A 26380-nucleotide genomic window follows, 5' to 3' on the forward strand; every position below is an offset into this window, starting at 1 on the left:
TCCTGCAATTCGTCTTCCTTCCTTCTACCGGTAGAACAGGTTCACCAGCCCCATGCCCGTCACGGGCACGTAGGTCACCAGCCCCAGCACCGCCACGAGGACGCCGATGAACCAGATGTTGACGCGCGTGACCTCCCACACCGAGGCCTTGGCGATCGAGCTGGCCACCATCAGCACGCTGGCGACCGGCGGCGTCTGCTGGCCGATGCCGAGGTTGATGGTGATGATGAGGCCGAAGTGCACCGGGTCGATCCCGGCCGCGCGCACCAGCGGCATCACGATGGGCACGACCAGGATGATGGCCGCGGCGGAGTGCAGGAACATCCCGAGGAACAGGAACAGCACGTTCAGCAGCAGCAGGATCGCCCACTTGTTGCTGGTGAATTCGGAGACGGCGCGCGCCAGCGCCTGCGGCGCCTGCACCTCGGTGAGGTAGGTTCCGAGCAGCGCGCTGGTGGCCACGAGCAGCATCACCACCGCGGTCTGCACGCCGCCTTCCATGACGGCGGCGCGCAGGTGCTTGAGGTCCAGCTCGCGGTAGATCACCAGGCCGACGAACAGCGCCGCGATCACCGCGAGCGCCGCGCCTTCGGTGGCCGTCACGATGCCGCCGAAGATGCCCCCCAGGATGATGATCGGCAGCAGGAAGGCCCACAGGGCCTCGCGGGCCGTGCGCCGCACGCGCTGCCACGAGAAGCGGTCCTCGCGCGGCAGGTTGTAGCGATGGGCCAGGAAGCTCGCCACGCCCATCAGGCCGGCGGCGCCGAGCAGGCCCGGGACGATGCCGGCCACGAACAGCTGCACCACCGAGCTTTCCGCCATCACCGCGTACAGGATCATCGGGATCGAGGGCGGGATGATCACGGCGAGCGTGGCCGCCGAGGACATCGCCGCCGCCGCGTACGGCGCCGGGTAGCCCTTGGCCTTCATGCCGGGGATCATGAGCGAGCCGAGCGCGGCCACGTCGGCGACGGCGGAGCCGGAGATCTCCGCGAAGAACAGCGAGGCGCCGATCGAGACATGCGCGAGCCCGCCGCGCACCCATCCGAACAGCGCGGCCGCGAAGGCGATCAGGCGGCTGGAAATGCCCGACGCATTCATGATCGCCCCCGCCAGGATGAACAGCGGGATCGCCAGCAGCGGGAAATTGGTGGCGCCGTTGTAGATCACCACCGGCATGTTCGGCAGCGAGGAGACGCCGTGGGTGGCCAGCATCGCCAGCACGGCGACGATGCCCAGCGACACCGCGATCGGCACGTTGATCAGCACCAGCCCCAGCACGGCGCCGAACAGCGACAGCATCGTTCCCATCGCGCCGCCCTCAGTGCAGGCCGTCGGCCAGGGCCGCGGCGCTCACGGCACGCGGGCGGGCCAGCCAGAGATCCACCAGGTGCGTGAATTCCGCGACGACGATCAGGCCCGAGGAAATGGGGATCACCGACTGCACGACGTTCATCGGCACGTCCGGCAGGCTCACCATCGTGTCGCTGGCGAGCACGCCCATGATCTGCACCCCCATCCATCCGAGCAGCGCGAAGAACGCGATCACCAGCAATTGCGTGACGATGGCCAGCCAGCGCTGCCAGGCCGCGGGCAGTTGCTCCACCACCTCCGGGCAGCCGATGTGCGCCCGCTTCACCGAAGCGAGCGCGGAGCCGTAGAACGTCAGCCACGCCAGCATCACCGAGGCGACTTCGTCGTACCACACGAGCGACTTGCCGGCGGCGCGGAACACCACGCCCAGCGTGACCTCCACCGCCAGCAGCACCATGAGCGCCATCACGACCCATTCGAGCAGGGCGCCGTAGCGGCGGCGGAAGGTTTGCATCGCCGTGAACGGCGCGCCCGTGTCGGTGTGCTGCATGGCGGGGTGCGTCCTGCCTACTTGCCCAGGGCCACGGCCTTGTCGATCAGCGGCCGGGCCGCGGGCACTTCCTTGGAGAAGTCGTCGTAGATGCCCTTGCTGGCGGCGATGAAGGCGTTCTTGTCCACTTCGTTGACCTGCATGCCGGCGGCCTTGAGCTTGCCCAGCAGCTCGGTTTCCTGCTTTTCCGCGGTGGCGTAGACGAAGGCCTGCGTTTCCTTGGCCGTGTCCTCCAGCACCTTGCGCACGTCGGCGGGCAGCTGCTCGTACTTGGTCTTGCCCACCAGCAGGTAGGCCGGCGTGTAGACGTGGCCCGAGAGCGACAGGTACTTCTGCACCTCCTGCAGCTTGGCCGAATAGATCTGCGTGAACGGGTTCTCCTGGCCGTCCATCACGCCCGTCTGCAGGGCGGTGAACAGCTCCGAGAACTTCATCGGGCTCGGGTTGGCGCCGTACTCCTGGAACATCTTCACGCGCCACTTGCCCTCGGGCACGCGCAGCTTGAAGCCCTTCAGGTCCTCCGGCACGCGCACGGGGCGCTTGTTGTTCGTGATGTGGCGATAGCCGTTCTCCCACAGCGCCAGGACCTTCAGGCCCTTCTTCTCGGTGGCCGGCTCGAGCGCGCTCCAGAAGATGTCCCTTTCGATGCGCTTCATGTGCTCGCGGTCCTTCACCATGTAGGGCAGCTCGAAGATCCCGTACAGGTCGACCTCGGAGCTCATGACCGTGGACGGCACCGCCATGTCCACGGTGCCCAGCTTGAGCTTCTGCACCAGTTCCTTGTCGCCCCCCAGCTGGCTGGAGCCGTAGGTGACGATCTTCACCTTGCCCGCGAGCTTCTGGTTCACGCGCCTGGCGTATTCGTCGGCGCTGATCTGGAAGATGGAACCCGGCTCGCCCACGTGGCCGAGCTTGAGTTCGATGGGCGCCTGCGCGGACGCCGGTGCCGCGAACGCCAGCGCCGCGACGCCGGCGCAGAGGATGGTGAGGAACGCCTTCATGCCTTGTCTCCTGTGGGAACGCATACCGCGAGCATTCGGCCTGCGGGGACTGGTGCTGTCAATGAGGTCTGGTCCCGACACCTTTCGGTTCAGCGGCGCTCGCGATCCGCATCGGCATCGGCATCGGCAGGATGGCGATGGAACGGCAGCGCCCCCGCTGCACCGCGTGCCGCGGGCGCAGTCCGCCGGGGTTCGCCCGGCCCACCGGCAGCGGCCGCCCCCGGTCCGTGGGAGGCCGCCGCCGCATCGCACTCAGGCGTCGGCCTTGACGCCGGCCTCCTTGATGACCTTGCCCCACTTGGCCTGTTCGACGTGCATGAACTGCGCGAACTTCTCGACCGAGCCGCCGCCCTCCTCCGCGCCGGAAGCTTCGAGTTTCTCGATCACGTCCGGCATCAGCAGGGCCTTGTTCACGTCCTCGTTCATGCGCCGGGCCAGGGCCAGCGGCAGCTTGCCGGGGCCGACCAGGCCGTACCACGTGGTGGCCTCGAAGCCGGGGAAGCCGGACTCGGCCATCGTCGGCACGTTGGGGTGGCCGGAGGCGCGCTTGAGGCGCGTCTGCGCGATCGCGATGGCCTTGCCGTTCTTCACGTGCGGCGTGGCGGCCGTCATCGTGTCGAAGCTGTATTGCACCTGGCCGCCGATCAGGTCGGTGAGCATCGGGCCCGAGCCCTTGTACGGCACGTGGATCGCCTTGACGCCGGCCTGCAGCATGAACATCTCCAGCGCGAGGTGCTGGGCCGAGCCGCTGCCGGCGGAGCCGAAGCTGATCTTGCCGGGGTTGGCCTTGCACAGCGCCACCAGGTCCTTCACGGTCTTGGCCGGCTGCATCTGGCCGCAGATCAGCAGGTTGGGGGTGACGCCCACCATCGCGATCGGCTGGAAGTCGCGCTCGGCGTCGTAGTTCAGGCGCTGCAGGTGCGGCACGATCGCGTGGCTGTTGATGTGCGCCATGTGCAGCACCGTGCCGTCGCCGGGCTGCTTGGCCACGTAGTCGGCGGCGATGGTGCCGGAAGCGCCCGCCTTGTTCTCGACGATCACCTGCGTCTTCCACATCTCGCCCAGCTTCTGGCCGATGACGCGCGCCAGCAGGTCGGTGCCGCCCCCGGGGGCGAAGCCCACGATGATGCGCACCGGCTGCGTGGGCAGCGACTGGCCGTAGGCCATGGGCAGGGCCACCGATGCGGCGGCGCCTGCGATGAATGTTCTGCGTTGCACTACTCTTGTCTCCTGTACCGACGAAAAAAGAGGCTCCGCTCGGAGCCTCGGACTTCCTTACGCCGCCTTCTGCAGGGCGACGGGCGCCGGGTGCCCGGCGAAATACTCCATGGCGGCGGCAACCCCCGAGCCTGCCAGCTTCACCCCGGCGAGCTTCAGGCCCATCTCGCATCCGGACAGGGCGGCCATCAGCGTGAGGTCGTTGCAGTCCCCCAGGTGCCCGATGCGGAACATGCGGCCCTTCACCTTGCCCAGGCCCGTGCCCAGCGACAGGTCGAAGCGTTCGTAGATCAGCTTGCGCACCGCATCCGCGTCGACACCCTCGGGCGTGACCACGCCCGTGAGCACCGGCGACTGGCTCGCGACCTCGGTGCACTGGATCTCCAGGCCCCAGGCCTTCACGCCGGCGCGCACGCCCTCGGCCCAGCGCCGGTGGCGCGCGAACACGCCCTCGAGCCCGCCCGAGGCCGGATCGAGCAGCATGTCGCACGCTTCGGCCAGCCCGTACAGCAGGTTGGTGTTGGGCGTGTAGGGCCAGTAGCCGCCCTTGTTCATCTCCACGATCTCGTCCCAGGCCCAGAAGGCCTTGGGCAGCTTCGCGGACTTGCTCGCTTCCAGCGCCTTCGGCGACAGCGCGTTGAAGCTGATGCCCGGGGGCAGCATCAGGCCCTTCTGCGAGCCGCTGACGGTGACGTCCACGCCCCACTCGTCGTGCTTGTATTCGGCGGAGGCCAGGCCCGAGATGCTGTCGACCAGCAGCAGCGCCGGGTGCCTGGCCGCATCGATGGCGCGGCGCACGGCCAGGATGTTGCTGGTGGCGCCGGTGGAGGTCTCGTTGTGCACCACGCACACGGCCTTGATCGAATGCTCCTTGTCGGCCTTCAGGCGCTCCTCGATCATGTGCGCCTGCACCCCCCGGCGCCAGCCTTCCACGCCGGGCAGGCCGAGGAACTCGGTCTTCAGGCCCAGGCGGGTGGCCATCTTCTGCCACAGGGTGGCGAAGTGGCCGGTCTCGAACATCAGCACGTGGTCGCCGGGGCTCATGGTGTTGGCCAGCGCCGCTTCCCAGGCGCCGGTGCCCGAGGCGGGATAGATCGCGACCGGGTGCTTCGTCTGGAAGATGTGCTGGATCCCCTTGAGCACGCGCTTGCCCAGGACGGCGAACTCCGGCCCGCGGTGGTCGATGGTGGGCAGGCTCATGGCCCGCAGGATGCGGTCCGGCACCGGGGAAGGCCCGGGAATCTGCAGGAAGTGGCGGCCGGTGGGATGGAAGTCGAGGGTGAGCATGGAGGGCGCTTCGTTGGAGGTGGGCGCCATTTTTTGCATACAAAATTCGCTTGTCAATGGCCCCGACCCTTAGGCAACAATTGCGCTGGGGCCTTTTTGCATACAAAATCCAGCCATGTCGGCTGAAGTCATCCCCATTCCCCGCGCCGCGCTGCACGAGCAGGTGGCGCAGCGCCTGCGCCAGATGCTGGTGGAAGGCCGCATCGCGCCCGGCGCCAAGCTCAACGAACGCGAGCTGTCCGAGCGGCTGAAGGTCTCGCGCACGCCGCTGCGCGAGGCGATCAAGATGCTGGCCGCCGAAGGCCTGGTGGAACTGCTCCCCAACCGCGGCGCCGTCGCCGTCTCGCTGACGGAGGAGGACATCCTCCACACCTTCGAGGTGATGGGGGCCCTGGAGGCGCAGGCCGGCGAACTGGCCGCCGAGCGCATCACGGAGCAGGAGTTCGCCGAGATCCAGGCCATGCACTTCGAAATGATGGCCGCCTACACGCGGCGCGACCTGTCCGCCTATTACGGCCTGAACGCGCGGATCCATTCGGCGATCAACGCGGCCGCCAAGAACCCGGTGCTCGCGCAGGTGTACCAGCAGGTCAACGCGCGGCTGCAGGCGCTGCGCTTCCGCTCCAACCAGGACGGCGAGAAATGGAAGAACGCGATGCAGGACCACCAGAAGATGATCGAAGCGCTGGCCTCGCATGACGCCGGCGCCATGCGCGAGGTGCTGCTCACGCACCTGCGCAACAAGCGGGAGGTGGTGCTCGACCAGCTGCGCGCCGCCCGCAAGGAAGCCTCATGAACGCACCCCTGCCGATCACCGTCGCCCGCCAGGCCGAGGGCGCTGCCTACGACACCGTCGCCCAGGCGAGCAACGAGGTCGCCGGCCGGCTGGCCCAGCGCCTGGCCGCCGAGACCCAGGGCGAAGTCCTGTTCTCGCCGGCCGACCGCGGCCGCTATGCCACCGATGCCTCGATCTACCAGGTGACGCCGGTGGGCGTGTTCGTGCCGAAGTCGGCCGAGGACGCGCGCATCGCGCTGGACATCTGCCGCGACCTGAAAGTGCCGGTGGTGCCGCGCGGCGGCGGCACCAGCCAGTGCGGCCAGACCGTGGGGGCCGGCCTCGTCATCGACTTCGCCAAGCACGTGCGCCAGGTGCTGGAAGTCGACACCGCCAACCGCACCGCCACGGTGGAACCGGGCATCGTGCTGGACCACCTGAACGCCCACCTGAAGAAGACCGGCCTGTGGTACCCGGTGGACGTGTCCACCGCGGCCCAGGCCACGCTGGGCGGCATGGCCGGCAACAACTCCTGCGGCAGCCGCAGCATCGCCTACGGCAACATGGTGCACAACGTGCTGGGCGCGCAGGCCTGGACGTCCGACGGCGCCCTGCACACCTTCGGCCGCTTCGACGAAGCGACCGGCGCGGTGCGCGCCTATGGCGAGCGCGTGCGCGAGCTCGCGCTGGCGCTCGCGCCGGAGATCGACGCCCACTGGCCCAAGGTGCTGCGCCGCGTGGGCGGCTACAACCTCGACGTCTTCCGCAACCAGAACGAGAAGCCGTACACGAAGGACGGCAGCGTCAACCTCGCGCACCTGCTCGTCGGCAGCGAAGGCACCCTGGCCCTCACCAGGAGCCTGAAGCTGCAGCTGGCCGAGATCCCGCGCCACAAGGTGCTGGGCGTCGTGAACTTCCCGACCTTCTACCAGGCGATGGATTCGGCCCAGCACATCGTGAAGCTGGGTGGGGACGGCACGCTCACCGCGGTGGAACTGGTCGACCGCACGATGATCGAGCTGTCGCTGCAGAACCCCGCCTTCGCGCCCACCGTGCGCGCGGCACTGATCGGCCAGCCGGATGCGGTGCTGCTGGTCGAATTCGCCGGCACCGACAGGACGGCACTGGTGCGCAAGCTGGCCGAACTCGAGGCGCTGATGGGCGACCTGGGCCTGCCCCGCTCGGTGGTGCTGATGCCCGACGAAGGCCCGCAGAAGGCGCTGTGGGAAGTGCGCAAGGCCGGCCTCAACATCATGATGAGCCTCAAGGGCGACGGCAAGCCGGTCTCCTTCATCGAGGACTGCGCGGTGCCGCTGGCGCACCTGGCCGAATACACCGACGAACTCACGCAGGTGTTCCGCAAGCACGGCACCAAGGGCACCTGGTATGCCCACGCGTCGGTCGGCACCCTGCACGTGCGGCCGATCCTCGACATGCGCCGCGAAGGCGCGGCGAAGATGCGCGCGATCGCCCAGGAGGCTTCGGCCCTGGTGCGCAAGTACAAGGGCGCCTACAGCGGCGAGCACGGCGACGGCCTGTGCCGCGGCGAATGGATCCGCTGGCAGTTCGGCCCGAAGATCGATGCGGGCTTCGGCGAGATCAAGCGCCTGTTCGATCCGATCGGGCTGCTCTCGCCCAGGCGCATCATCGATCCGCCGCGCATGGACGACACGCGCCTGATGCGCTTCCCGCCCACCTACCAGGTCATCCCGCTGCAGCCGGCGCTGGACTGGACGGCCTGGGACGTGCAGAACGACCCCGCCACCGAGAAGACCACCGCGCCCGGCACGGGCGGCGACCCCGCCCGGGGCTTGGCCAAGGCGGTGGAGATGTGCAACAACAACGGCCACTGCCGCAAGTTCGACGCCGGCACCATGTGCCCCAGCTACCGCGTCACGCGCGACGAGAAGCATTCGACACGGGGACGTGCGAATACCTTGCGCCTGGCTCTGTCCGGCCAACTGGAGCCCCTCCCCTCGAGGGGAGGGGTTGGGGGTGGGGGGAGCAACAATACGCACACGCAGATGTCCAAGGCGGCCATGACGGAAGTCATGGAAGCCCTGGAGCTCTGCGTGAGTTGCAAGGGTTGCAAGCGCGATTGCCCCACGGGCGTGGACATGGCCCGGATGAAGATCGAGGTCCTGCATGCGGATCGCCAGCAGAACGGGTATTCGCTCAAGGACAAGGTGATCGGCCGGTTGCCGGACTACGCCGCCACCGCAAGCCGCTTCGCGGGGCTGATGAACCTGCGCAACCGCGTGCCGCTGCTGGCGAAGCTGGGCGAGAAGATGCTGGGCATCTCGGCACAGCGCAGCCTGCCCGAATGGGAGAAGTGCCACTTCTTCCAGTCCGGCGTGCCGGGGGCCTCGCGCGAGGAAGTGCTCGCGGCGCAAAAGCCCGTGGTGCTGTTCGTCGACACCTTCAACGCCTTCTTCGAGTCCGCGAACGCCAAGGCGGCCTTCCACGTGCTGTCCGCCGCCGGCTACACGGTGCACATCGCCAGCAAGGAAACGCCGGACGGCAAGCACCTGTGCTGCGGCCGCACCTACCTGGCCAGCGGCATGGTGGAAGAAGCCAGGCGCAAGGCCGGCGAGATGGTCGATGCGCTGCATCCGCTGGCGGCCAGGGGCATTCCGGTGGTGGGCCTGGAGCCCTCCTGCCTGCTGTCGCTGCGCGACGAGGTCACCGCGATGGGCTTCGGCGAACGCGCCCGGGTGCTGGCCGGGCAGGCGCTGCTGCTGGAGGAATTCCTGGCCCGCGAAGCCGCGGCCGGCCGGCTGGAGGAGCTGCGGGGCAAGCTCAAGCCCCTGGGCAAGCCTATCCTGGTGCACGGGCACTGCCACCAGAAGGCCTTCGGTGCGATCTCGCCGGTGCTCGACGTGCTCAAGCTCGTGCCGGGTGCGCAGCCGCAGCTCATTGAATCGAGCTGCTGCGGCATGGCGGGCAGCTTCGGCTACGAGGCCAGGCACATGGACGTGTCCATGCAAATGGCCGAGCTGAGCCTGCTGCCGGCGGTGCGCAACGCGCCCGACGCGATCATCGTGGCCGACGGCACCAGCTGCCGCCACCAGATCCACGACGGCGCGCAGCGGCAGGCGCTGCATGCGGCGGTGGTGCTGGAGATGGCGCTGCGGGCCTGAGGCTGCCGCCTGAGGCTGCCACCGGGGCGTGCCGTGGCGTGCCGGGGCGTGTGGGCGCGGGGCCGGCGCGTCGCCCTCGCGTCGCATCCCGCGCACCTGTCAGGCGGATGCGGCCTTGGCCGGGCACAATGGGCGGGTGACGACGCCCTGCATCATCCGCGCCGCCCTGCCCTCGGACGAAGCTGCCTGGCGCCAGCTTTGGCGCGCCTACTGCGACTTCTACCGCGCGCAGCTCACCGAGGAAGTGACCCGGCGGACCTGGAAGCGCATCCTCGACCCCGATTCCGCCGTGATGTGCGTCGTGGCGGAGGTCGACGGCCAGGTGTACGGCTTCGCCAACTGCGTGGTCCACGAGAACACGTGGGAGACGCAACCGGTCTGCTACATGGAGGACCTGTTCGTCCTGCCGTCCGCGCGCGGCCACGGCCTGGCCACGGCCCTGATCGAGTGGCTGCGCAATGCGATGCGCGCCGAGGGCTGGGCCCGCCTGTACTGGATGACGAAGGCGGACAACGCCGCCGCGCGGCGCCTGTACGACCGCTTCACGCAGGCCGACGGCTTCGTCCGTTACGTGATCCGGCAGAAATGAGGGGTGGCGGGCCGGGCCGGTCGCTGCGCTTCCGGCTGTTCCTGCTGGCCGCGAGCGGCCTGCTGCCGCTGGCGATCGTGGCCGGCGTGGTGCTGGCCTACCTCACCTCCGAGCGGCAGCGGGATGCGCGCGACACCGCGCTGGCCGTCTCGCGGGCCCTGGGCACGGCGGTGGACGCCGAGCTGCGCGCCACCGTCGGCGTGCTGCAAAGCCTGGCGCTGACCGACGAGCTCGAACCCGGCCGGCTGCGCGAGTTCCATGCGCTCGCGCGCCGCATCGCCGATGGCCAGGGCTGGCGCACGATCATCCTCGCCGATGGCTCGGGCCGCATCGTGCTCAACTCGGCGGCGCAGCCGGGCGCGGCGAACCCCGCGCCCGTGGATGCGGCCAGCATGCGCCTGGCGATCCAGACCCGGCAACCCGTGGTGGGCGGCGTGGCCCGCGGCCCGGGCGGCACGCAGGCCTTCGCGGTGCGGGTGCCGGTCGAGCGCGGCGGGCAACTGCAGTATGTGCTGTCGGCGGTCATCCCCGCCGAACACATCCTGGCGGTGCTGCTGCGCCAGCAGGTGCCGGCCACCTCGGTCGTGTCGGTGTTCGACCGCGACCTGCGGCGCGTCGCCCGCTCCAAGGCCTTTCCCGGCGACCGCCCCTCGCCGTCGCTGCAGGCGCTGCTGGCACAGGGCCGCATGGAAGACACCGCCCTCACCACCACGCTGGAGGGCACGCGCAGCCACACCGGCTATGCGCGCCTGCCGCGCTGGGGCTGGGTGGTGGCCACGGGCATCTCCGCCGACGATGCGGACAGCGGCCTCTACGGCGTGCTGGGCGCCGTGGGCGCGGGCCTGCTCGCCTCGCTCGGGCTGGCGGCGTTCCTGGCCTGGTATTTCGCGCGCGACGTCACCGAGCCGATCGACGCCCTGAAGGCCGCCGCCGGCGCGCTCGGGCGCGGCGAGCCGGTGCGCCTGCCGCACCTCGATGTCGCCGAACTGGACGACGTGGGCGCGGCGCTCGCGCGCGCCTCCGCCGACCGCGAACGGGCCGCGCAGGAGCGGCGCGCGGCCGAAGCCGAACGCGAAACCCTGCTCGCGCGCGCCACCGAGGCGCTGCAGCGTGCCGAGGAGGCGGGCCGCAGCAAGGACGAATTCCTGGCGATGCTCGGGCACGAGCTGCGCAACCCGCTCGCGCCCATGGCCACCGCGCTGCACCTGATGGCGCGCAAGGGCGACCCCGCCACGAGCCGCGAACGGGAGGTGATGGAGCGCCAGGTGGCGCACATGAAGCGGCTGGTGGACGACCTGCTGGACGTCTCGCGCATCACGGGCAAGCGGCTGGAGATGCGCATCCAGCCGCTGCACCTGGCGGACCTGGTGCGGCACGCGGCGCAGGCAGCGCAGCCGGGGCTCGGCCTGCGCCGGCTGGAACTGCAGCTGGCGGACGACGCGGACACCCTGTGGGTGCTCGCGGACGAAGTGCGGCTCGCGCAGGTGCTCCACAACCTGCTGGGCAACGCGATCAAGTTCACCGGCCCGCAAGGCACCGTCACGCTGGCGCTCGCGCGCTCGGGCGACGCGGCTGAGGTCTCCGTGGGCGACGACGGCGTCGGCATGCCGCCCGAGGTGCTGGAGCACGTGTTCGACCTGTTCTACCAGGCGCCCCAGGGCAGCGACCGCTCGCGCGGCGGCCTCGGCCTGGGCCTGGCGATCGTGCGCAGCCTGATCGAGATGCATGGCGGCCATGTGGACGCGTCGAGCCCCGGCGAGGGCGGCGGCAGCACCTTCACCGTGCGCCTGCCGCTGGTGGCGCCGCCGCCCGAAGCCGCCGCGGCCACCACCCCGCGCGTGACCGAGGGCGCGCAGGGCCGCATCCTGCTGGTCGACGACAACCAGGACGCCGCGGACACCGCCTCCGCACTGCTCGAGCTGTCGGGCTACCAGGTGCAGGTGGCGTACGACCCCGGCGTCGCGCTCACGCAGCTCGATGGCTTCACGCCCGACGTGGCCGTGCTCGACATCGGCCTGCCCGGCATGAGCGGCTACGAACTCGCGGCACGGGTGCGGGTTCATCCGAACGGCAGGAACTGCTATCTTGTGGCGCTGACCGGGTACGGCACCGCGGCGGACATCACCCGTGCGCGCGCGGCCGGCTTTCGCCAGCACCTGGTCAAGCCCGCGGCACCGGATGCGCTGCTCGAAGCGATCCGGCAGGGCCTGCGGGACAACACAGACAGGAGCGCCCCATGACCTTGCACCGCCGCCGGTTTCTCCACGTCCTGGCCGCCACGGCGGCCGCTCCCGGCCTCGTCGCCGCGCAACCGGCCAGGACCGTGCGCCTGCGCGGCACGATCGAGGCCGTGAACGACAGCAAGCTCACGCTGCTGGAACGCAGCGGCCAGCGCATGGAGCTCGCGCTGGCGCCGAACTGGAGCGTCACCGAGGTCTATCCGGTGACGCTGCAGGACGTGAAGGCTGGCAGCTTCGTCGGCGTGGGCGGCCTGCCGCAGTCCGACGGCAGCCAGAAGGCCATCGCCGTGGTGCTGTTTCCCGAGAACATGCGCGGCACCGGCGAAGGCCACTACCCGTTCGACTTCCTGCCGCAAAGCACGATGACGAACGCGACCGTCGCCGACGTCGCGAAGTCGCCCAACGGCGAACGGCTCGAACTGCGGTACAAGGACGGCAGCAAGACGATCATCGTGCCGCCCGAGGCGCCCATCGTGAGCCTGCGCCCGGGCGACCGCGGCATGGTGCAGGCAGGCCAGCGCGTGGCCGCGATCGTGCAGGAAATCAACGGCACCCCCACTGTCGTGCGCGTGAATGCCGGCAGGAACGGCTTCGCGCCTCCCTATTGAAAGAACGATGACCCGCTCCCTCCTCCTCGGCTGCATCGCGGACGATTTCACCGGCGCCACGGACCTGGCCAACAACCTGGTGCGCGCCGGCATGCAGGTGGTGCAGACCATCGGCGTGCCGCGCGCGCCCGTGTCCGACGTCGACGCGGTCGTCGTCGCCCTCAAGTCGCGCACCATCCCCGCGGCCGAGGCGGTGGCGCAATCGCTGGCGGCCCTGCGCTGGCTCAAGGCGCAGGGCTGCGGCCAGTTCTACTTCAAGGTCTGCTCCACCTTCGACTCGACGCCGCAGGGCAACATCGGGCCGGTGGCGGAGGCGCTCCTGGAGGCATTGGGGGCGGACTTCTGCTGCGTGACGCCGGCCTTCCCGGAGAACGCGCGCACCGTCTACAAGGGCCACCTGTTCGTGGGCGACGTGCTCCTGAGCGAGTCGGGAATGCGGCAGCACCCGCTCACGCCGATGACCGACGCGAACCTGGTGCGCGTGATGCAGGCGCAGTCGCGCGGGCGCGTCGGCCTGGTCGATCACGCGGTGGTGCGCGGCGGGCCGGAGCGCATCCGCGCGCGCATCGCGCAGCTGCGCAGCGAAGGCGTGCGCTTGGCCATCGTCGACGCGGTGGCCGACGCCGACCTGCTCGCGCTCGGCGCGGCCTTGCGCGACGCGCCGCTGGTGGTCGCCGGCTCCGGCGTGGCCATCGGGCTGCCGCAGAACCACGGCCTCGCCCCGCGGCCGGAAGCGGCTGCCCTGCCCGAGCCCACCGGCCTGCGCGCGATCGTGTCCGGCAGCTGCTCGGTCGCCACGCAGGGGCAGGTCGCGGACTTCCTGGCCTGCGGCGGCGCCGCCCGCGCGATCGATCCGCTGCAGCTCGCCGACGACCGCGAAGGCCTCGTCGCCGCGACGCTCGAATGGGCCGCCGGCGAACTGAAGGAAGGGCCGGTGCTGGTCTACTCCACCGCCGACCCCGGATCGGTGCGGGCGGTGCAGCAGCGCCTGGGGGTGCAGCAGGCCGGCGCGCTGGTGGAAGACGCCCTGGCCGCGATCGCGAAGGGGCTCGTGCAGCGCGGCGTGCGCCAGCTCGTGGTGGCCGGCGGCGAGACCTCCGGCGCGGTGGTGCAGGCGCTCGGCGTCGAGCAGATGCGCATCGGCCGCCAGATCGATCCCGGCGTGCCGTGGTGCCATGCCGCCGCGCCGGCGTGCGACGCGCAATTGCACCTGGCGCTGAAGTCCGGCAATTTCGGCAGCGCCGATTTCTTCCGCAAGTCCTTCGCGATGCTGGCATGAACGAATCCCAGCTGCGCGACGAGATCTGCCGCGTGGGCCGGAGCCTGTTCGAGCGCGGCTACGTGCATGCCACCGCCGGCAACATCAGCGTGCGCCTCGACGACGGCTTCCTGATCACGCCCACCGACGCCTGCCTCGGCTTCCTGGAGCCCGACGCGCTGGCCCGGGTGGACGCTTCGGGGCAGCAGGTGGGCGGCGCGCCGGCCAGCAAGACCCTGGTGCTGCACCGGCGCATCTACGCCGCGCATGCGGCGCTCGGCGTGCCGGTGCCCCGCTGCGTCATCCATACGCACAGCACGCATTGCGTGGCCCTGACGCTGGGCGATCCGCACGGCGAGCTGCTGCCACCCATCACGCCCTACTTCGTGATGAAGGTGGGCCATGTCCCCATCGTGCCCTACCACCGCCCCGGCGCGCCCGAAGCAGCCGAAGCCATCGCATCGCTCATCACGCGCTACACGGGCCAGGGCACGCCCCTGCGCGCGGTGATGCTCACGCGCCTGGGCCCCAACGTGTGGCACGACTCCCCGGCGCAGGCCATGGCCGTGCTCGAGGAGCTGGAGGAGACGGCGCGCCTGTGGATGCTGGCGCAGCCCCGGCCACAGCCGCTCGGCGAGGAAGCGCTCAACCAGCTGCGCATCGCGTTCGGCGCCCGCTGGTAGGCCGGCGTCCCGCTCCATTTGCACAAATCCGGTTTGCAGGCAGCCCCAGGGGGTCGTACTGCAGGGGACGTGCGTGCAGAATTAAATCGAACGTTCTCATACCCACCACAGGCGATTACATCTTCCTGACTTTGGTGGGAGTCGCTTCGGCACCTTCGTTCATCGGTGCGCCGCGGGCCTCGTGCCTACACTTCCCACGCGCCTGAAAACTGCGCGCACCACCGCCCTCCTGCCCCGGCCGCCCACAGCGGCCGGGCGCGCTCCAACTTCGACTTAAGAGCCGCGCATTCCTATGCAACGCGGGCGTGCCCGCCCACGCCCCTGTTGCATGCTTCAGGCTTGGGTAAATTTCCCCCATTCCCGGGGGCGGATTCCCCATTCCTAGTGATGTTTCCCCAGTGATACATCGCTCATCCGTAGGAACGACCCGCAAATCCTCGGCCAACCTGGGTCGGGCGGCTATTTCGCGCGCTGGCACGCTCACTGCGTTACGTTTTTTGCAGGAATAAAAACCAGCGTTGCCCCCGCAGCGCGTTCAAGCCAACCCAGGAGTTTGAATGAAACCCACCCTCGTCCGTCCCCACGGAGTCCAGCCAGTCGCAAAGTTCGTCCTGACCGCGGTGGCCATCGCCGCGATCGCTTCCACCACCCTCAGCGCCCAGGCGGCCCTCGACGTCACGGGCCCGCCGCCGGCCACCGATCCGTCCCACTACACCGACCAGCCCGCCGATCCCACGCAAGCGCTCCAGGACCTGCTGGGCGCCAGCCCGGCCAACGATGGCTCGCTGGAACTGCCCGGTGGCGTGTTCATGGAGAACAAGCGGATCGTGAACGTCGAGAACGTGATCCAGCGCGATGCGCTGTATCCGTACAACTACCCCACCAACGGCCTGCCCAGCCCCATGTTCGGCGCCCTGCCGTTCACGCAGAAGCTGCTGATGTTCGAGGAGTTCGGTCCCGAGAAGCTGGACCCCGCCGTCCAGGCCGGCACCCTGCCCTTCCCGCGCCCGAGCGCCGGCGTCGCGCCGGAGCAGGAGGCCGTCGTCTCGCGCAGCGGGCCCGCGAGCGCGGACCTCGATGCCTTCCTGAAGCAGGCCGGCATCTCCCCCTTCCCGCAGCGCGAGTCCAATACCTCGCTGCAGAACCCCTGGAAGCCGGACATCGAGCTCTTCCTCGGCCGCTTCCTGACCGATCCGCCGGCCGAAGGCCGTCCGCCGGGGGAAGGCTGGGCCCACCAGCGCTGGAACGAGTTCTACCCGCAGGCCTACTACAAGACCGTGCAGGCGGGCAGCCGCGTCAACGGCGGCTTGCGTGACAGCAAGCAGATGCACGGCTACAAGGTGGGCGAGTTCGGTCCCGGCGGCCTGTACTACAACACCGCGGACAACGCGAACCCGGCGTTCAACGGCACGACCAGGGGGATCCCGATCAAGATCCACCCGAACATGCCGACGCAGGACCACAAGTCGATCTGGACCTTCGACGGCACGCTGCCGCCCAAGCTGCTGATGGCGCGCTACGGCCAGCCGCTGTTGATGCGCCACTACAACGCGCTGCCGATCGACCCGCAGGCCAACATGGGCTTCGGGCTGCACACGATCTCGACCCACGAGCACAACGGCCACTCACCGGCCGAAAGCGACGGCTTCGCCAACGCCTTCTTCTTCCCCGGCCAGTTCTACGACTACCGCTGGCCCCTGCAGCTCGCCGGCTACGACACGATCAACACCACGGCGAGCGACCCGCGCGCGGCCTTCCCGTGCGCCGCCGGCGAGAAGCTGTGGGTCAACGATGCCACGCCCGGCCTGAAGGACTGCGTCAACGGCTCGATCAAGATCCGCGGCGACTGGCGCGAGACGATGTCCACGCACTGGTTCCACGACCACATGCTCGATTTCACGGCCCAGAACGTCTACAAGGGCAACGCCGTGATGATGAACTACTACTCGGCGCTGGACCGCGGCAACGAAGCCTTGAACGACGGCGTCAACCTGCGCCTGCCCTCGGGCCAGAACATGGCCTGGGGCAACCGCGACTACGATGTCAACCTGGTGATCGGCGACAAGGCCTGGGACCAGACCGGCCAGCTGTGGTTCAACCCCTTCAACACCGACGGCTTCATCGGCGACCGCCTGCTGGTGAACTGGCAGTACGCCCCGGTGCTCGACGTGCGGGCCCGCAAGTACCGCTTCCGGATCCTCAACGGCTCGGTGTCGCGCTACCTGTCGCTGGCGCTCGTGGCGGAAGTCAAGGGCAGCTCGGGCGAGTACCCCGGTCCCGCCGGTTCGGGCCTGACGTACAACCGCGTGCCCTTCCACATGGTCGCCAACGACGGCAACATCCTGGAGCACGCGGTTCCGTTCGACGGCTCCATGGACCTCGATGGCAACGGCAACGCCAACGAGCACAAGGGCTGGCTGCCGACCCAGGCGATCGCCGAGCGCTACGACATCGTCGTCGACTTCTCCAAGTTCAAGGCCGGCACCAAGCTGTACTTCGTCAACACGATGCACCACGACACGGGCATCGTCGCCAAGTACAAGGTGGCGCTGCAGGACATCCTGTCGGAGAAGTACAAGGCGGTGCTCACCCCGGGCAAGGAAAGCTGGGACAAGGGCGACCCCGCCGTCGGCAAGTTCATGCAGGTGGTCGTGCAGCCCTACACCGGCACCGACCTGAGCATGAACCCCGTCGACTACGAGCCCGTCGCGTCCGGCAAGGGCCTGCACAAGAAGATGATCCCGCTCTGGCTGGATCGGACCAACCCGACGCAGATGGCCGCCCTGGGCAGCGCCCGCTACCGCACCTTCGACTTCGGCCGCTCGGGCGGCACGGACCTCGATCCGTGGACCGTCAAGACCGACGGCGGCGTGTCGTACTGGGCGGATCCGCGCCGCATCAGCGCCGCCCCGCAACTGGCGAACGGCCCGACCGACGCCGGTGCAACCGGTGACGGCACCACGGAAGTGTGGAAGATCACCTCCGGCGGCGGCTGGAGCCACCCGGTGCACATCCACTTCGAGGAGGGCATCATCCTGGACCGCAACGGCAACCCGCCGCCGGAATGGGAGAAGTGGTCCCGCAAGGACGTGTACCGCGTCGGCGGCGACAGCGAGAGCGGCGGTTCCCTGACCCTCGCGATCAAGTTCCGCGAATTCGCCGGCACCTACGTGGAGCACTGCCACAACACGCAGCACGAGGACAACGCGATGCTGCTGCGGTGGGACATCGAGCACCCGGGCCAGTTCCAGGTGATGCCCACGCCGCTGCCGACGTGGGACGGGGTGGAGTACGCGCCTTCGGTGGGCATCCCCACCTTCCGCACGGGCTCCGGCACGCTGGCCAACCACTGAGCCGGGCGCGGACTGGCAGTCCGCAAGGGGGGCGGCGACCGCAAGGCGCCGCCCTTTTTTCATGGCAGGTCAGGGCTGGATCAGTCCCCAGCGCAGCCCGATCAGCGTCAGCTCCGCCTGGTTCGCCACCCGCAGCTTCTGCTTGATGTTGTACAGGTGCGTGCCCACGGTGCTGCTCGCGAGCTTGAGCTGCTCGGCGATCTGCGGGACGGTGCAGCCCTGCGCCAGCTGGATGAACACGGCGAACTCGCGCTCGGTGAGCACGTCGGAGGGGTTGGCCTCGCCTTCCACCTGCGCGAGCGCCATGCGCCGCGCGATCGCCGCATCGATGTAGCGCTCGCCGCGCGCCACCGCGCGCACCGCCTCGATCAGTGCATCCGGCGCGCTGCGCTTGGAAAGGTAACCCAGCGCACCGCCGGTGAGCGCGCGCTGCGCATAGGGCGTTGCATCGTGGGCGGAGAGCGCCAGCACCCGCGCCTCGGGGCTGTGCGCCAGCAGCCGGCGCATCGCTTCCAGCCCGCCCATGCCAGGCATGGAGATGTCCATCACCACCACGTCCGGTTGCACCCGCGGATAGTCGCGGCAGGCCTCCTCGCCGCTTTCGGCTTCCGCCACCACTTCCATCTGCGCGGTGGCCAGCAGCATGCGAAAGCCCATGCGGACCACCGCGTGGTCGTCGACGAGCATGACGCGGATCATGCGGCTTGCGCCTCCGCGGGCACGATCGGCAGCCGCGCGCGCAGTTCGGTGCCGCCTTCGGGCCGCGCCGCCAGGTCCAGTTCGCCCCCGAGCGCATCGGCGCGCTCGCCCAGCCAGCGCAGGCCGAAGTGCCCCGGCCGGCTCCAGTCCTCGGGCGGGCCAACGCCGTCGTCCAGCACCCGCAGCACCAGCGCGTCGTCCTCGCGCGCCACCTGCACCCGCACGCGCCGCGCCGACGCATGCTGCAGCGCGTTGGTCAGGCCTTCCTGCACGATGCGGTAGGCGGCCAGGGTGGCGGCCGGCGAGAGGCCGGCAGGCAGCTCGCGCAGGTCCTGCTCGATCGCCACGGCGGGGTGCGCGGCGCGCGAGCGCTCCAGCAGTTCGCCGATCGCCTCCGCCAGGCCCAGCGTTTCCAGCTCCATCGGCGCCAGCCGCGGGATCATGCGATGCATCGCGTCGTACAGCCGGCCGGCCTCGTCGGCGATCACGCCGGCGGCCTGCGCCGCCTGTGGATCGGACGTGCCGCAGCGGTGCGCCACCGACAGCGCCAGGCTGCGGATCGCCGTGACGGACTGCCCCAGCTCGTCGTGCAGCGAGCGGGCGATCTCGTGCCGCTCCGTCTCGATGTGCGTCTCGATCAGGCCGGCCAGCTCGCGCGAATCGGACAGCCTGCGCTCCGCCTCGAAGGCGCGCTGGCGGTTGGCCATGTTCTCCTGCAGCACGGCGGCCATGCGGTTGAAGGCGGCGCCGATCGCGGCCGCCTCGCGGCCGGCGAGCGGGGGCAGCGTCACGTTGAAGTCGCCGGCCTTCAGGCGATCGAGCGCCGACACGATCTGCCCGAAGGGACGCAAGGCACGCCCCATCGCCCAGAACACCAGGGCGTTGATGACGAGCAGGCCCGCCGCACCGATCGCGGCCAGCGTCACCACCTCGTCCCAGCCATCGAGCACCGCCCGCGAAGGCTCCGCGTCGATCGTCATGCGGCCCCACGGCAGCTCGATCACCTGGTGCGACGGCGCGGGCAGCACCAGCGCCTTGAACCAGGCGGGCGCCTCGCGCCCGAGCTTGTAGGTGGAGGGCGGCGAGCGGTAGAGCACCTGGCCGGAGGCGTCGGTGACCGTGATGTCGTTCGCGCGCACGCGCCCCAGGCGCTCCAGGAAGCGCACCAGCGCATGCGGGCCGTTCTCGGCGTACACGCGGGCGACGCGCTGCAGCAGCTGCGTGCTCACCCGGTTGGTGGCGACGATCTCCTCGCGCACGGCGCTGCGCAGGTTGTCGAGCTGCAAGGCGAGCGTCGACGCGACCAGCACGGTGATCACGCCGGCCACGATCAGGTTGATGCGCAGGCTCAGGCTCATTCGGCAGGTTCCCCCCAGGCGCTCCGGCATTCGGCCTCAAACGCCCGCGCTTGGCAAGGCGCGCAGATTCATGAAAATCTGGAGGCCGATCTAAGCCGCGTGCTCTAGCCGCCGCCCGCCGGCGACCCTAAGCTTCCCGCCGGAAGGGGCTCAGCGCCGCTTCGCCGGGGGGCGGCGGACCTCTTTCCCCGGTGCAACTTCGAGGAGAGAGCATGACCTGGACCACCCCCCAAGCGGTCGATTTCCGCTTCGGTTTCGAAATCACGATGTACGTCGCCGCCCGCTAGCGCGGGTCCTCATGCGCGTGCATGTGCTCGGGGCGGCCGCCGGCGGCGGCTTCCCGCAATGGAACTGCAATTGCGGCAACTGCGCGCGCCTGCGTGCCGGCCTCCTGAAGGGACGGCCGCGCACGCAGTCCTCCATCTGCGTGCAGGGCCTGCCGGGGCCGGACTGGGCCCTGGTCAACGCCTCGCCCGACATCCTGTCCCAGGTCCGCGCGACGCCAGCGCTGCAGCCGAACCGCGGCCAGCGTGACAGCGGCATCGCCGCGGTACTCCTGAGCGACGGGCAGATCGATCACACCACCGGCCTGCTGATGCTGCGGGAAAGCACCCGCCCGCTGCCCCTGTGGTGCACCGACCCCGTGTACGAAGACCTCACCCGGGGCCATCCGATCCTCGGCGTGCTGGGGCATTTCTGCGGTGTGGAGCGGCGCGCGGTCCCCCTCGACGGCCGCACCTTCACGATCGAGGGCGTGCCCGGCCTGCAGGTGGCGGCGCTGCCGCTGGCCAGCAAGGCGCCACCCTACTCCCCGCACCGCGAGCACCCCGTGCCCGGCGACAACATCGGCCTGGTCTTGACCGATACGGCGAGCGGCCGCAGCCTGTTCTACGCCCCCGGCCTCGGCGAACGCAGCGAAGCCGTGGAGGCGGCCATGCGCGCCGCCGATTGCGTGCTGGTCGACGGCACCTTCTGGACCGACGACGAAATGATCGCGCTCGGCTTGAGCCACAAGACCGGCCGCAGCATCGGCCACCTGCCGCAGTCCGGCCGCGGCGGGATGCTCGAATGGCTGGCGGAACTGCCGCAGGCCACCCGCAAGGTGCTGATCCACGTGAACAACACCAACCCCATCCTCGACGAGGACTCGCCCCAGCGCGCCGAACTCGTTGCGCGAGGCGTCGAAGTCGCGTGGGACGGCATGGACATCGAACTCTGAAGTAGCCAAGGAAGGACCTGCCATGGGCACCCCGATCGATCCCGCGCTGGCCCCTCCCCGCGCCCCCGAGACGCGGCCGGCGTGGAGCCGCGAGGAATTCGAGGCGCAGCTGCGCGACAAGGGCGCGGCCTACCACATCCACCATCCCTTCAACGTCATGCTCAACACGGGCAAGGCGTCGAAGGAGCAGGTGCGCGGCTGGGTGGCCAACCGCTTCTACTACCAGATCGCCATTCCGGTGAAGGACGCCGCGGTGCTCTCCAACTGCCCCGACCGCGAGGTGCGGCGCGGCTGGGTGCAGCGCATCCTGGACCACGACGGCAGCGGCGCGGACCCCGGCGGCATCGAAGCCTGGATCCGCCTCGGCATCGCGGCCGGCCTGCAGCGCGAGGAGATCACCGACCTGCGCCACGTGCTGCCGGCGATCCGCTTCGCCGTCGACGCCTACGTGAACTTCGCGCGGCGCGCGCCCTGGCAGGAGGCCGTGTGTTCGTCGCTGACCGAGCTGTTCGCGCCCGAGATCCACAAGCAGCGGCTGGCCGGCTGGCCCGAGTACTACCCGTGGATCGAAAGCGATGGCCTGCAGTACTTCCGCAACCGCGTGAGCCAGGCGCGCCGCGACGTGGAGCAGGGCCTGGCGATCACGCTCTCGCACTTCGCCACGCGCAGCCAGCAGGAGCGCGCGCTGGACATCCTGCAGTTCAAGCTGGACATCCTGTGGGCGATGAACGACGCGATGGCGCAGCACTACGGGGTGCGCGCATGACGCCGGCGAGCGTGGACAGCCGCCCGCGCGTGGCGCCGGGCTTTCGCCTGCAGTGGGAGCCGGCGCAGGAGTGCCACGTGCTGCTCTACCCGGAGGGCATGGTGAAGCTCAATCGCAGCGCCGGCGAGATCCTCAGCCGCTGCGACGGGGCGCGCAACGTGGCCGAAATCGTCTCGCAGCTCGAGGAGGCCTTCCGCGCGATCGACCTGCAGGACGACGTGCTGGCCTTCCTCGCCATCGCGCAGCAGCAGCGCTGGGTGGAGCTCGAATGAGTACGCAGCCGGCCGGCCCCCCTCTTTGGCTGCTGGCGGAGCTGACCTACCGCTGCCCGCTGCATTGCGCGTTCTGCTACAACCCGGTCGATTTCGCCAGGTACGAGGACGAACTGCCCACGGCCGACTGGCTGCGCATCCTGCGCGAGGCACGCGAGCTCGGTGCGGTGCAATGCGGCTTCTCGGGCGGCGAGCCGCTGCTGCGCGAGGACCTGGAGGAACTCGTCGCCGAAGCGCATCGCCTGGGCTACTACACCAACCTGCTCACGTCGGGCGTGGGCCTGACGGAGGCGCGCGCCGCGGCGCTCAAGCGTGCCGGGCTCGACCACGTGCAGCTGTCCTTCCAGGATTCCAGCCGCGAGGTGAACGACTTCCTCTCGCACACGCGCACCTTCGACCTGAAGCAGAAGGTGGCCCGCATCATCCGCGCCCAGGGCTGGCCCATGGTGATGAACTGCGTGATCCACCGCCTCAACATAGCCCACGTGGGCCGCATCATCGAGATGGCCGACGCGATCGGTGCCGAGTACCTGGAACTCGCCAACACGCAGTACTACTCGTGGGCCTTCGAGAACCGCGAGCACCTGCTGCCCACGCGCGAGCAGTTGCGCGAAGCGGAGGCAGTCACAGACCAGTGGCGCGAGCGGCTCGCGGGGCGGATGCGGCTGTTCTTCGTCGCCCCCGATTACCACGAGGGGCTGCCCAAGCGCTGCGTCAACGGCTGGGGGACCACCCTCCTGACGATCGCGCCCGACGGCGTCGCCCTGCCCTGCCACACCGCGCGCATGCTGCCGGGGCTCGCGTTTCCCAACCTGCGCGAAACCAGCGTGCGCAGCGCCTGGCTGGAATCCGATGGCTTCCAGCGCTATCGCGGCACGGGGTGGATGAAGGAGCCGTGCAGCAGTTGCGAGCACCGCGAGCAGGACCTGGGCGGCTGCCGCTGCCAGGCCTTCCTGCTCGCAGGCGATGCGGCGGCCGCGGACCCGGTGTGTCCCAAGAGCCCGCACCACGGCGTGGTGCAGGAGGCCGTGCTGCGCGCGGAACGCGGCGAGCCGGCGGTGCGGCCGCTGGTCTTCCGCGATCCGAAGGCCAGCCGGGCCGCCTCGGGCGCGCGGCTTCAGGTTCCGCGGCCCCAGTAGCCGCAATAGCGGCGCGCGATGAAGGGCAGGCCGGCGGAATAGCCGGGCCATTCCTCGTAGCCTGGCAGCCTGAATTCCTTTTCGGCCGTGTCCCAGCACTTGCCGTCCTGCGCCACTTCTTCATCTCGGAAGACGCCGTCTGCAGCAGCTTGAGCTGGTCCGCCGCATCCTTCTTCGTTCCGAGCCGGTCGCCCACGCCGGGATGGCCGGGGATGAAGCGGTCCCAGTCGAGCGCCATGGTCCGGCGGATGAACTCCTCCGCCTCGGCGGGATAGATCGCCCAAAGAGACGAGCCGGGCCAACGCACCCCGGGGGCACGATATTGCACCGGCGCGGGTCCGGGCAGATACTTTGCCGCAGGAGGTGGGGCCGATGGCGCAGGCACGGGAGCTCGCGAAAGCGATCGCCGGCGAAGGCGGACGGGCTCCCCTCGGCTATGTGTGCGCCTTCCAGTCCTCCGCCGCACCCATTGCCAAGGACGTGTTCGGCACCCACGCAGGCCTGCAGGCCATCCAGTCGGTGCGCGTGCAGGATGGCACCACGATGCACCTGGCGTTCTGGAACAGCCGGGAACACCACGACCTCGGCGCCAGGGCCCTGATCGCTACCGCAGGGGCCGAAGAGGTCTTCCACGGTGTCGCGGCGCCGCTGGCCGTCAAGCCGCCTCGCTGGTACCAGCGGATCCGGCTTTCCACCTGGCTCCTGTCGGCTGTGGCCATCCTCGGTGCGCTCGACGCACTGGCCCACCGGTACGAGCAGCTGTTCACGGCCCCGAATGCGCTCGTGAAATTCAGCCAGCGCAAGTACGAGATCGCGCAGGACGAGAAGCTCGCCGCGGCCATCACCGTGGAGAACCTGCTCGGAGTGGCGGACCTGCGGGACGTGGAGCTCGCCCTCAGCCTGCAGCCGCCGGCGCCGAAGTCCGTGCTGGCGCTGCCGGACCAGGCGAAGCCCTCCATCCTGGCGACCAAGGAACGCACCTTCGCTTTCGAGCTCGAACGGCTCCCCCCGGGTAGCTATACGCTCCAGGCCCGGGTCACCGCCAACGGCGGCTACCTGCGCTGGTGGGGCGATTCGTTCGTGCAAACGGCGCAGGTGCGGGTGTTCCCGCTCCATCCGAAGGGAACCCTCGTGGCCACGGGCACCGGCCCGGTGGCGAACGCCCTGGCCGTGATCCCGACGGGCGTTGCACTGCGGCCCAACGCCGTGTGCGAGGTTTCCTTCGCCCCCGGCCCGCGCTTCCAGTTCGAAGCCATGTACACGGGCGACCGGGCCGTCTGGGATTCGACGGTCGGCGAGGACGGGCTGATGCGCGCGGTCGTGCGCTGGAAGCCCGGCGCGACGGCCGCCAAGACGGAAATCAGGCGTGCGTTCCGCTTCGCGGCCCCCGGGCCGCTGGATTGGGCGAAGGTCTCCGCCGCCGCCACGGTGGCATGCTCGCAGGAACAGGAGGGGAAATGAAGATCGCTTGCGCCATCGTCGCCCTGCTGGGCGCGCTTCTCCCCGCGGCCGCCGGCGCGGATTTCATCGTCTCCGGCGCCGTGATGGAGGGCAAGAACTTCAACACCGGCATCTACAACGTGCTCGTCGAGGTCGTGAAAGGTGAACGCGTCGTCACCAACGGCCGCACCAGCGAGAAGGGCACGTTCTCGCTGAAGGTGCCGGCGGGCGTCCCGTTCACCGGCGTCGTCCGCTACAGCAAGCCGGGGTACAAGGATTTCCCGACGCAGATGCCGCTGCAGGTCAAGGCCACCTCGGTGGCCCTGTCCCGCGTGTTCCTGGTCTCCGACGACACGACCGACGAAGACATGGTGCAGCTCGCCGAGTTGCTGCTCAAGGACAAGAAGGGCGGCAACGAGCAGGAGGTGAAGGGACTCATCCCCGCCCTGGTAGCCCTGCCCGCCAGCCGCAAGGCACTGGTCATCGAGCACCTGCGCAACAAGGACAAGGATCTGTACACCATGGTGGCACAGGCCAATCTGGCGCAGGCCGCGGCGGACGACCTGCAGGTGCAGCTTCGCAAGAAGGACCCCATCGCCCTGGTATGGCCGGACTATTCCGCCGCGGGCAAGGACAAGTTCCTGGTCTACAACACCCCTTCGTCGGGAGCGGAGCCGCGCATCACGCTGCAGCCCCGCAACGCGGTGATGCACTTCAACAAGGGCGGCAATGCGGGTGCCGGGGGCCAATAGGGAACTGTCTTTTCGCCGTACTCCAGGGTGCTGCAGGCAGAGTTGATGGAGTGGTTGAAGCGATAGAGCCTTGCCGTCCGTGCCCCATTGGGGCAGCATGGCATTCCCCCCTGACGGGAGCAAGCCATGGCAAGGCTGGCCGCATGCGCTGTTCTGCTGCAATGCATCGTCGCAGCGGGCCTCCTGGCCGGCTGCGGCGGCGGAACGGCAGGCCCTTCCTCGCTGGAAGACGGCCGAACCTGCGCCGACGGCCCCTGCGTCAGCACCCTGGCCGGCTCCGGCGAATTCGGTACCGCCGACGGCATGGCCGCCAGCGCCAGTTTCTTCATGCCGCACGCGGTGGCCGTGGATGCCTCCGCGCAGGTGCACGTGGCGGACTACGGCGGCGGCAACCGCACGCGGCTCGTCGCGGGCGGCATCGTGTTCACGCTGGACGACGACACCATCGACTTCCCGTATCCGAGCGATACCGTCACCGATGCGCAAGGCAACCGGTACCTGGCCGACCTCTACGGCCACAGGATCCTGAAGATCACGCCCGAGGGCGAGACATCCGTCCTGGCAGGCACGGGCGCCTCGGGCGACCAGGACGGCCCTGGCGCGTCGGCCAGCTTCAGCCTGCCGGCCGGACTGGCCTTCGATGGTGACAGTTCGCTCTACGTCGCCGACATGGGCAACCGCAAGATCCGCAAGATCAAGCTGGGACGCGCGGACTGACC

Annotated in this window: 24 protein-coding genes; 16 read left to right on the top strand and 8 right to left on the bottom strand. The window is 69.6% G+C overall.

All coding sequences use genetic code 11. The features are described from left to right. Positions 1–24 precede the first annotated feature (24 nt). From WG923_RS18005 to WG923_RS18025, 5 genes are all read right to left on the bottom strand, one after another. Entirely contained in the window at positions 25–1311 is a 1287-nt protein-coding gene (locus WG923_RS18005; protein WP_340352360.1) for a TRAP transporter large permease, read from the bottom strand. Positions 1312–1321: 10 nt separating this feature from the next. After that, entirely contained in the window at positions 1322–1864 is a 543-nt protein-coding gene (locus WG923_RS18010; protein WP_340352361.1) for a TRAP transporter small permease, read from the bottom strand. A 17-nt stretch (positions 1865–1881) separates the two neighbouring features. Continuing rightward, entirely contained in the window at positions 1882–2865 is a 984-nt protein-coding gene (locus tag WG923_RS18015) for a TRAP transporter substrate-binding protein (protein ID WP_340352362.1), read from the bottom strand. Positions 2866–3117: 252 nt separating this feature from the next. Further along, positions 3118–4083 carry a Bug family tripartite tricarboxylate transporter substrate binding protein gene (locus tag WG923_RS18020; protein WP_340352363.1) on the bottom strand — a complete coding sequence of 322 codons (966 nt, stop codon included), beginning with the start codon at positions 4081–4083 and terminating at the stop codon, positions 3118–3120. A 57-nt stretch (positions 4084–4140) separates the two neighbouring features. Further along, entirely contained in the window at positions 4141–5370 is a 1230-nt protein-coding gene (locus WG923_RS18025) for a pyridoxal-phosphate-dependent aminotransferase family protein (protein WP_340352364.1), read from the bottom strand. 115 nt (positions 5371–5485) lie between these two features. On the opposite strand from WG923_RS18025, the gene WG923_RS18030 reads away from it, so the two are divergent. From WG923_RS18030 to WG923_RS18065, 8 genes are all read left to right on the top strand, one after another. Further along, positions 5486–6166: a GntR family transcriptional regulator gene (locus WG923_RS18030; protein ID WP_340352365.1), complete on the top strand. Its 681-nt coding sequence runs from the start codon at positions 5486–5488 to the stop codon at positions 6164–6166. Further along, positions 6163–9285, top strand: coding sequence for an FAD-binding and (Fe-S)-binding domain-containing protein (locus WG923_RS18035; RefSeq protein WP_340352366.1), 3123 nt, complete (start codon positions 6163–6165; stop codon positions 9283–9285). Before WG923_RS18030 ends, WG923_RS18035 begins: the two co-directional genes overlap by 4 nt. Positions 9286–9421: 136 nt before the next feature. Next, the gene (locus WG923_RS18040) at positions 9422–9874 is read left to right on the top strand and encodes a GNAT family N-acetyltransferase (RefSeq protein WP_340352367.1); all 453 of its coding nucleotides are present in this window, start codon (positions 9422–9424) and stop codon (positions 9872–9874) included. Continuing rightward, a complete protein-coding gene (locus WG923_RS18045) occupies positions 9871–12114 on the top strand; it encodes a hybrid sensor histidine kinase/response regulator (RefSeq protein ID WP_340352368.1) in 2244 nt (747 codons plus the stop codon). The genes WG923_RS18040 and WG923_RS18045 overlap by 4 nt, the downstream gene beginning before the upstream one ends. Beyond that, complete coding sequence (locus tag WG923_RS18050; protein WP_340352369.1) at positions 12111–12722, top strand: hypothetical protein; 612 nt, start codon at positions 12111–12113, stop codon at positions 12720–12722. Before WG923_RS18045 ends, WG923_RS18050 begins: the two co-directional genes overlap by 4 nt. Before the next feature lie 7 nt (positions 12723–12729). Then, on the top strand, positions 12730–14001 hold the full coding sequence (gene otnK, locus WG923_RS18055; RefSeq protein ID WP_340352370.1) for a 3-oxo-tetronate kinase: 1272 nt from the start codon (positions 12730–12732) through the stop codon (positions 13999–14001). Then, a complete protein-coding gene (locus WG923_RS18060; protein WP_340352371.1) occupies positions 13998–14663 on the top strand; it encodes a class II aldolase/adducin family protein in 666 nt (221 codons plus the stop codon). The genes otnK and WG923_RS18060 overlap by 4 nt, the downstream gene beginning before the upstream one ends. A gap of 557 nt (positions 14664–15220) precedes the next feature. Then, positions 15221–18016, top strand: a complete 2796-nt coding sequence (locus WG923_RS18065) for a multicopper oxidase domain-containing protein (RefSeq protein ID WP_340352372.1) — start codon at positions 15221–15223, stop codon at positions 18014–18016. A gap of 69 nt (positions 18017–18085) precedes the next feature. On the opposite strand, the gene WG923_RS18070 is transcribed toward WG923_RS18065, so the two are convergent. Both WG923_RS18070 and WG923_RS18075 read right to left on the bottom strand, forming a co-directional pair. Next, positions 18086–18715, bottom strand: a complete 630-nt coding sequence (locus WG923_RS18070; protein ID WP_340352373.1) for a response regulator transcription factor — start codon at positions 18713–18715, stop codon at positions 18086–18088. After that, positions 18712–20073, bottom strand: a complete 1362-nt coding sequence (locus WG923_RS18075; protein ID WP_340352374.1) for an ATP-binding protein — start codon at positions 20071–20073, stop codon at positions 18712–18714. The genes WG923_RS18070 and WG923_RS18075 overlap by 4 nt, the downstream gene beginning before the upstream one ends. A gap of 212 nt (positions 20074–20285) precedes the next feature. Between WG923_RS18075 and pqqA the strand changes: the two genes are divergently transcribed. Genes pqqA through pqqE form a run of 5 tightly spaced genes read left to right on the top strand, consistent with a single transcriptional unit; the run spans position 20286 to position 23469 of the window. Further along, positions 20286–20360, top strand: a complete 75-nt coding sequence (gene pqqA / locus WG923_RS30435; RefSeq protein WP_445322944.1) for a pyrroloquinoline quinone precursor peptide PqqA — start codon at positions 20286–20288, stop codon at positions 20358–20360. Between the two features lie 11 nt (positions 20361–20371). After that, entirely contained in the window at positions 20372–21292 is a 921-nt protein-coding gene (gene pqqB / locus WG923_RS18080) for a pyrroloquinoline quinone biosynthesis protein PqqB (protein WP_340352375.1), read from the top strand. 22 nt (positions 21293–21314) lie between these two features. Further along, positions 21315–22058 carry a pyrroloquinoline-quinone synthase PqqC gene (gene pqqC / locus WG923_RS18085; RefSeq protein WP_340352376.1) on the top strand — a complete coding sequence of 248 codons (744 nt, stop codon included), beginning with the start codon at positions 21315–21317 and terminating at the stop codon, positions 22056–22058. Beyond that, a complete protein-coding gene (pqqD, locus tag WG923_RS18090) occupies positions 22055–22330 on the top strand; it encodes a pyrroloquinoline quinone biosynthesis peptide chaperone PqqD (RefSeq protein ID WP_340352377.1) in 276 nt (91 codons plus the stop codon). Before pqqC ends, pqqD begins: the two co-directional genes overlap by 4 nt. Beyond that, the gene (gene pqqE / locus WG923_RS18095) at positions 22327–23469 is read left to right on the top strand and encodes a pyrroloquinoline quinone biosynthesis protein PqqE (RefSeq protein ID WP_340352378.1); all 1143 of its coding nucleotides are present in this window, start codon (positions 22327–22329) and stop codon (positions 23467–23469) included. Before pqqD ends, pqqE begins: the two co-directional genes overlap by 4 nt. On the opposite strand, the gene WG923_RS18100 is transcribed toward pqqE, so the two are convergent. Further along, positions 23448–23585 (bottom strand): hypothetical protein, encoded by a 138-nt coding sequence (locus WG923_RS18100; RefSeq protein ID WP_340352379.1) that lies wholly within the window; start codon positions 23583–23585, stop codon positions 23448–23450. The genes pqqE and WG923_RS18100 overlap by 22 nt on opposite strands. 256 nt (positions 23586–23841) lie before the next feature. Here WG923_RS18100 and WG923_RS18105 point away from each other — a divergent pair, with 256 nt between their 5' ends. The 3 genes from WG923_RS18105 to WG923_RS18115 all read left to right on the top strand — a co-directional run bounded on the left by WG923_RS18105 (position 23842) and on the right by WG923_RS18115 (position 26378). Next, positions 23842–24930: a hypothetical protein gene (locus tag WG923_RS18105; RefSeq protein WP_340352380.1), complete on the top strand. Its 1089-nt coding sequence runs from the start codon at positions 23842–23844 to the stop codon at positions 24928–24930. After that, positions 24927–25661: a hypothetical protein gene (locus tag WG923_RS18110; protein WP_340352381.1), complete on the top strand. Its 735-nt coding sequence runs from the start codon at positions 24927–24929 to the stop codon at positions 25659–25661. The genes WG923_RS18105 and WG923_RS18110 overlap by 4 nt, the downstream gene beginning before the upstream one ends. A gap of 126 nt (positions 25662–25787) precedes the next feature. Next, entirely contained in the window at positions 25788–26378 is a 591-nt protein-coding gene (locus WG923_RS18115) for a hypothetical protein (RefSeq protein ID WP_340352382.1), read from the top strand. Positions 26379–26380 lie beyond the last annotated feature (2 nt).

Origin of the sequence: Ramlibacter sp. AN1133 (genome assembly GCF_037890035.1) — a bacterium.
Taxonomy (GTDB): Bacteria; Pseudomonadota; Gammaproteobacteria; order Burkholderiales; family Burkholderiaceae_C; genus Ramlibacter.

Bases quoted from the DNA above. Each gene is read 5' to 3' on its own strand.
- WG923_RS18005 (WP_340352360.1), bottom strand. From the start codon at position 1,311: ATGGGAACGATGCTGTCGCTGTTCGGCGCCGTGCTGGGGCTGGTGCTG.
- WG923_RS18010 (WP_340352361.1), bottom strand. From the start codon at position 1,864: ATGCAGCACACCGACACGGGCGCGCCGTTCACGGCGATGCAAACCTTC.
- WG923_RS18015 (WP_340352362.1), bottom strand. From the start codon at position 2,865: ATGAAGGCGTTCCTCACCATCCTCTGCGCCGGCGTCGCGGCGCTGGCG.
- WG923_RS18025 (WP_340352364.1), bottom strand. From the start codon at position 5,370: ATGCTCACCCTCGACTTCCATCCCACCGGCCGCCACTTCCTGCAGATT.
- WG923_RS18030 (WP_340352365.1), top strand. From the start codon at position 5,486: ATGTCGGCTGAAGTCATCCCCATTCCCCGCGCCGCGCTGCACGAGCAG.
- WG923_RS18035 (WP_340352366.1), top strand. From the start codon at position 6,163: ATGAACGCACCCCTGCCGATCACCGTCGCCCGCCAGGCCGAGGGCGCT.
- WG923_RS18045 (WP_340352368.1), top strand. From the start codon at position 9,871: ATGAGGGGTGGCGGGCCGGGCCGGTCGCTGCGCTTCCGGCTGTTCCTG.
- WG923_RS18050 (WP_340352369.1), top strand. From the start codon at position 12,111: ATGACCTTGCACCGCCGCCGGTTTCTCCACGTCCTGGCCGCCACGGCG.
- otnK (WP_340352370.1), top strand. From the start codon at position 12,730: ATGACCCGCTCCCTCCTCCTCGGCTGCATCGCGGACGATTTCACCGGC.
- WG923_RS18060 (WP_340352371.1), top strand. From the start codon at position 13,998: ATGAACGAATCCCAGCTGCGCGACGAGATCTGCCGCGTGGGCCGGAGC.
- WG923_RS18065 (WP_340352372.1), top strand. From the start codon at position 15,221: ATGAAACCCACCCTCGTCCGTCCCCACGGAGTCCAGCCAGTCGCAAAG.
- WG923_RS18070 (WP_340352373.1), bottom strand. From the start codon at position 18,715: ATGATCCGCGTCATGCTCGTCGACGACCACGCGGTGGTCCGCATGGGC.
- WG923_RS18075 (WP_340352374.1), bottom strand. From the start codon at position 20,073: ATGAGCCTGAGCCTGCGCATCAACCTGATCGTGGCCGGCGTGATCACC.
- pqqB (WP_340352375.1), top strand. From the start codon at position 20,372: ATGCGCGTGCATGTGCTCGGGGCGGCCGCCGGCGGCGGCTTCCCGCAA.
- pqqC (WP_340352376.1), top strand. From the start codon at position 21,315: ATGGGCACCCCGATCGATCCCGCGCTGGCCCCTCCCCGCGCCCCCGAG.
- pqqD (WP_340352377.1), top strand. From the start codon at position 22,055: ATGACGCCGGCGAGCGTGGACAGCCGCCCGCGCGTGGCGCCGGGCTTT.
- pqqE (WP_340352378.1), top strand. From the start codon at position 22,327: ATGAGTACGCAGCCGGCCGGCCCCCCTCTTTGGCTGCTGGCGGAGCTG.
- WG923_RS18105 (WP_340352380.1), top strand. From the start codon at position 23,842: ATGGCGCAGGCACGGGAGCTCGCGAAAGCGATCGCCGGCGAAGGCGGA.
- WG923_RS18110 (WP_340352381.1), top strand. From the start codon at position 24,927: ATGAAGATCGCTTGCGCCATCGTCGCCCTGCTGGGCGCGCTTCTCCCC.
- WG923_RS18115 (WP_340352382.1), top strand. From the start codon at position 25,788: ATGGCAAGGCTGGCCGCATGCGCTGTTCTGCTGCAATGCATCGTCGCA.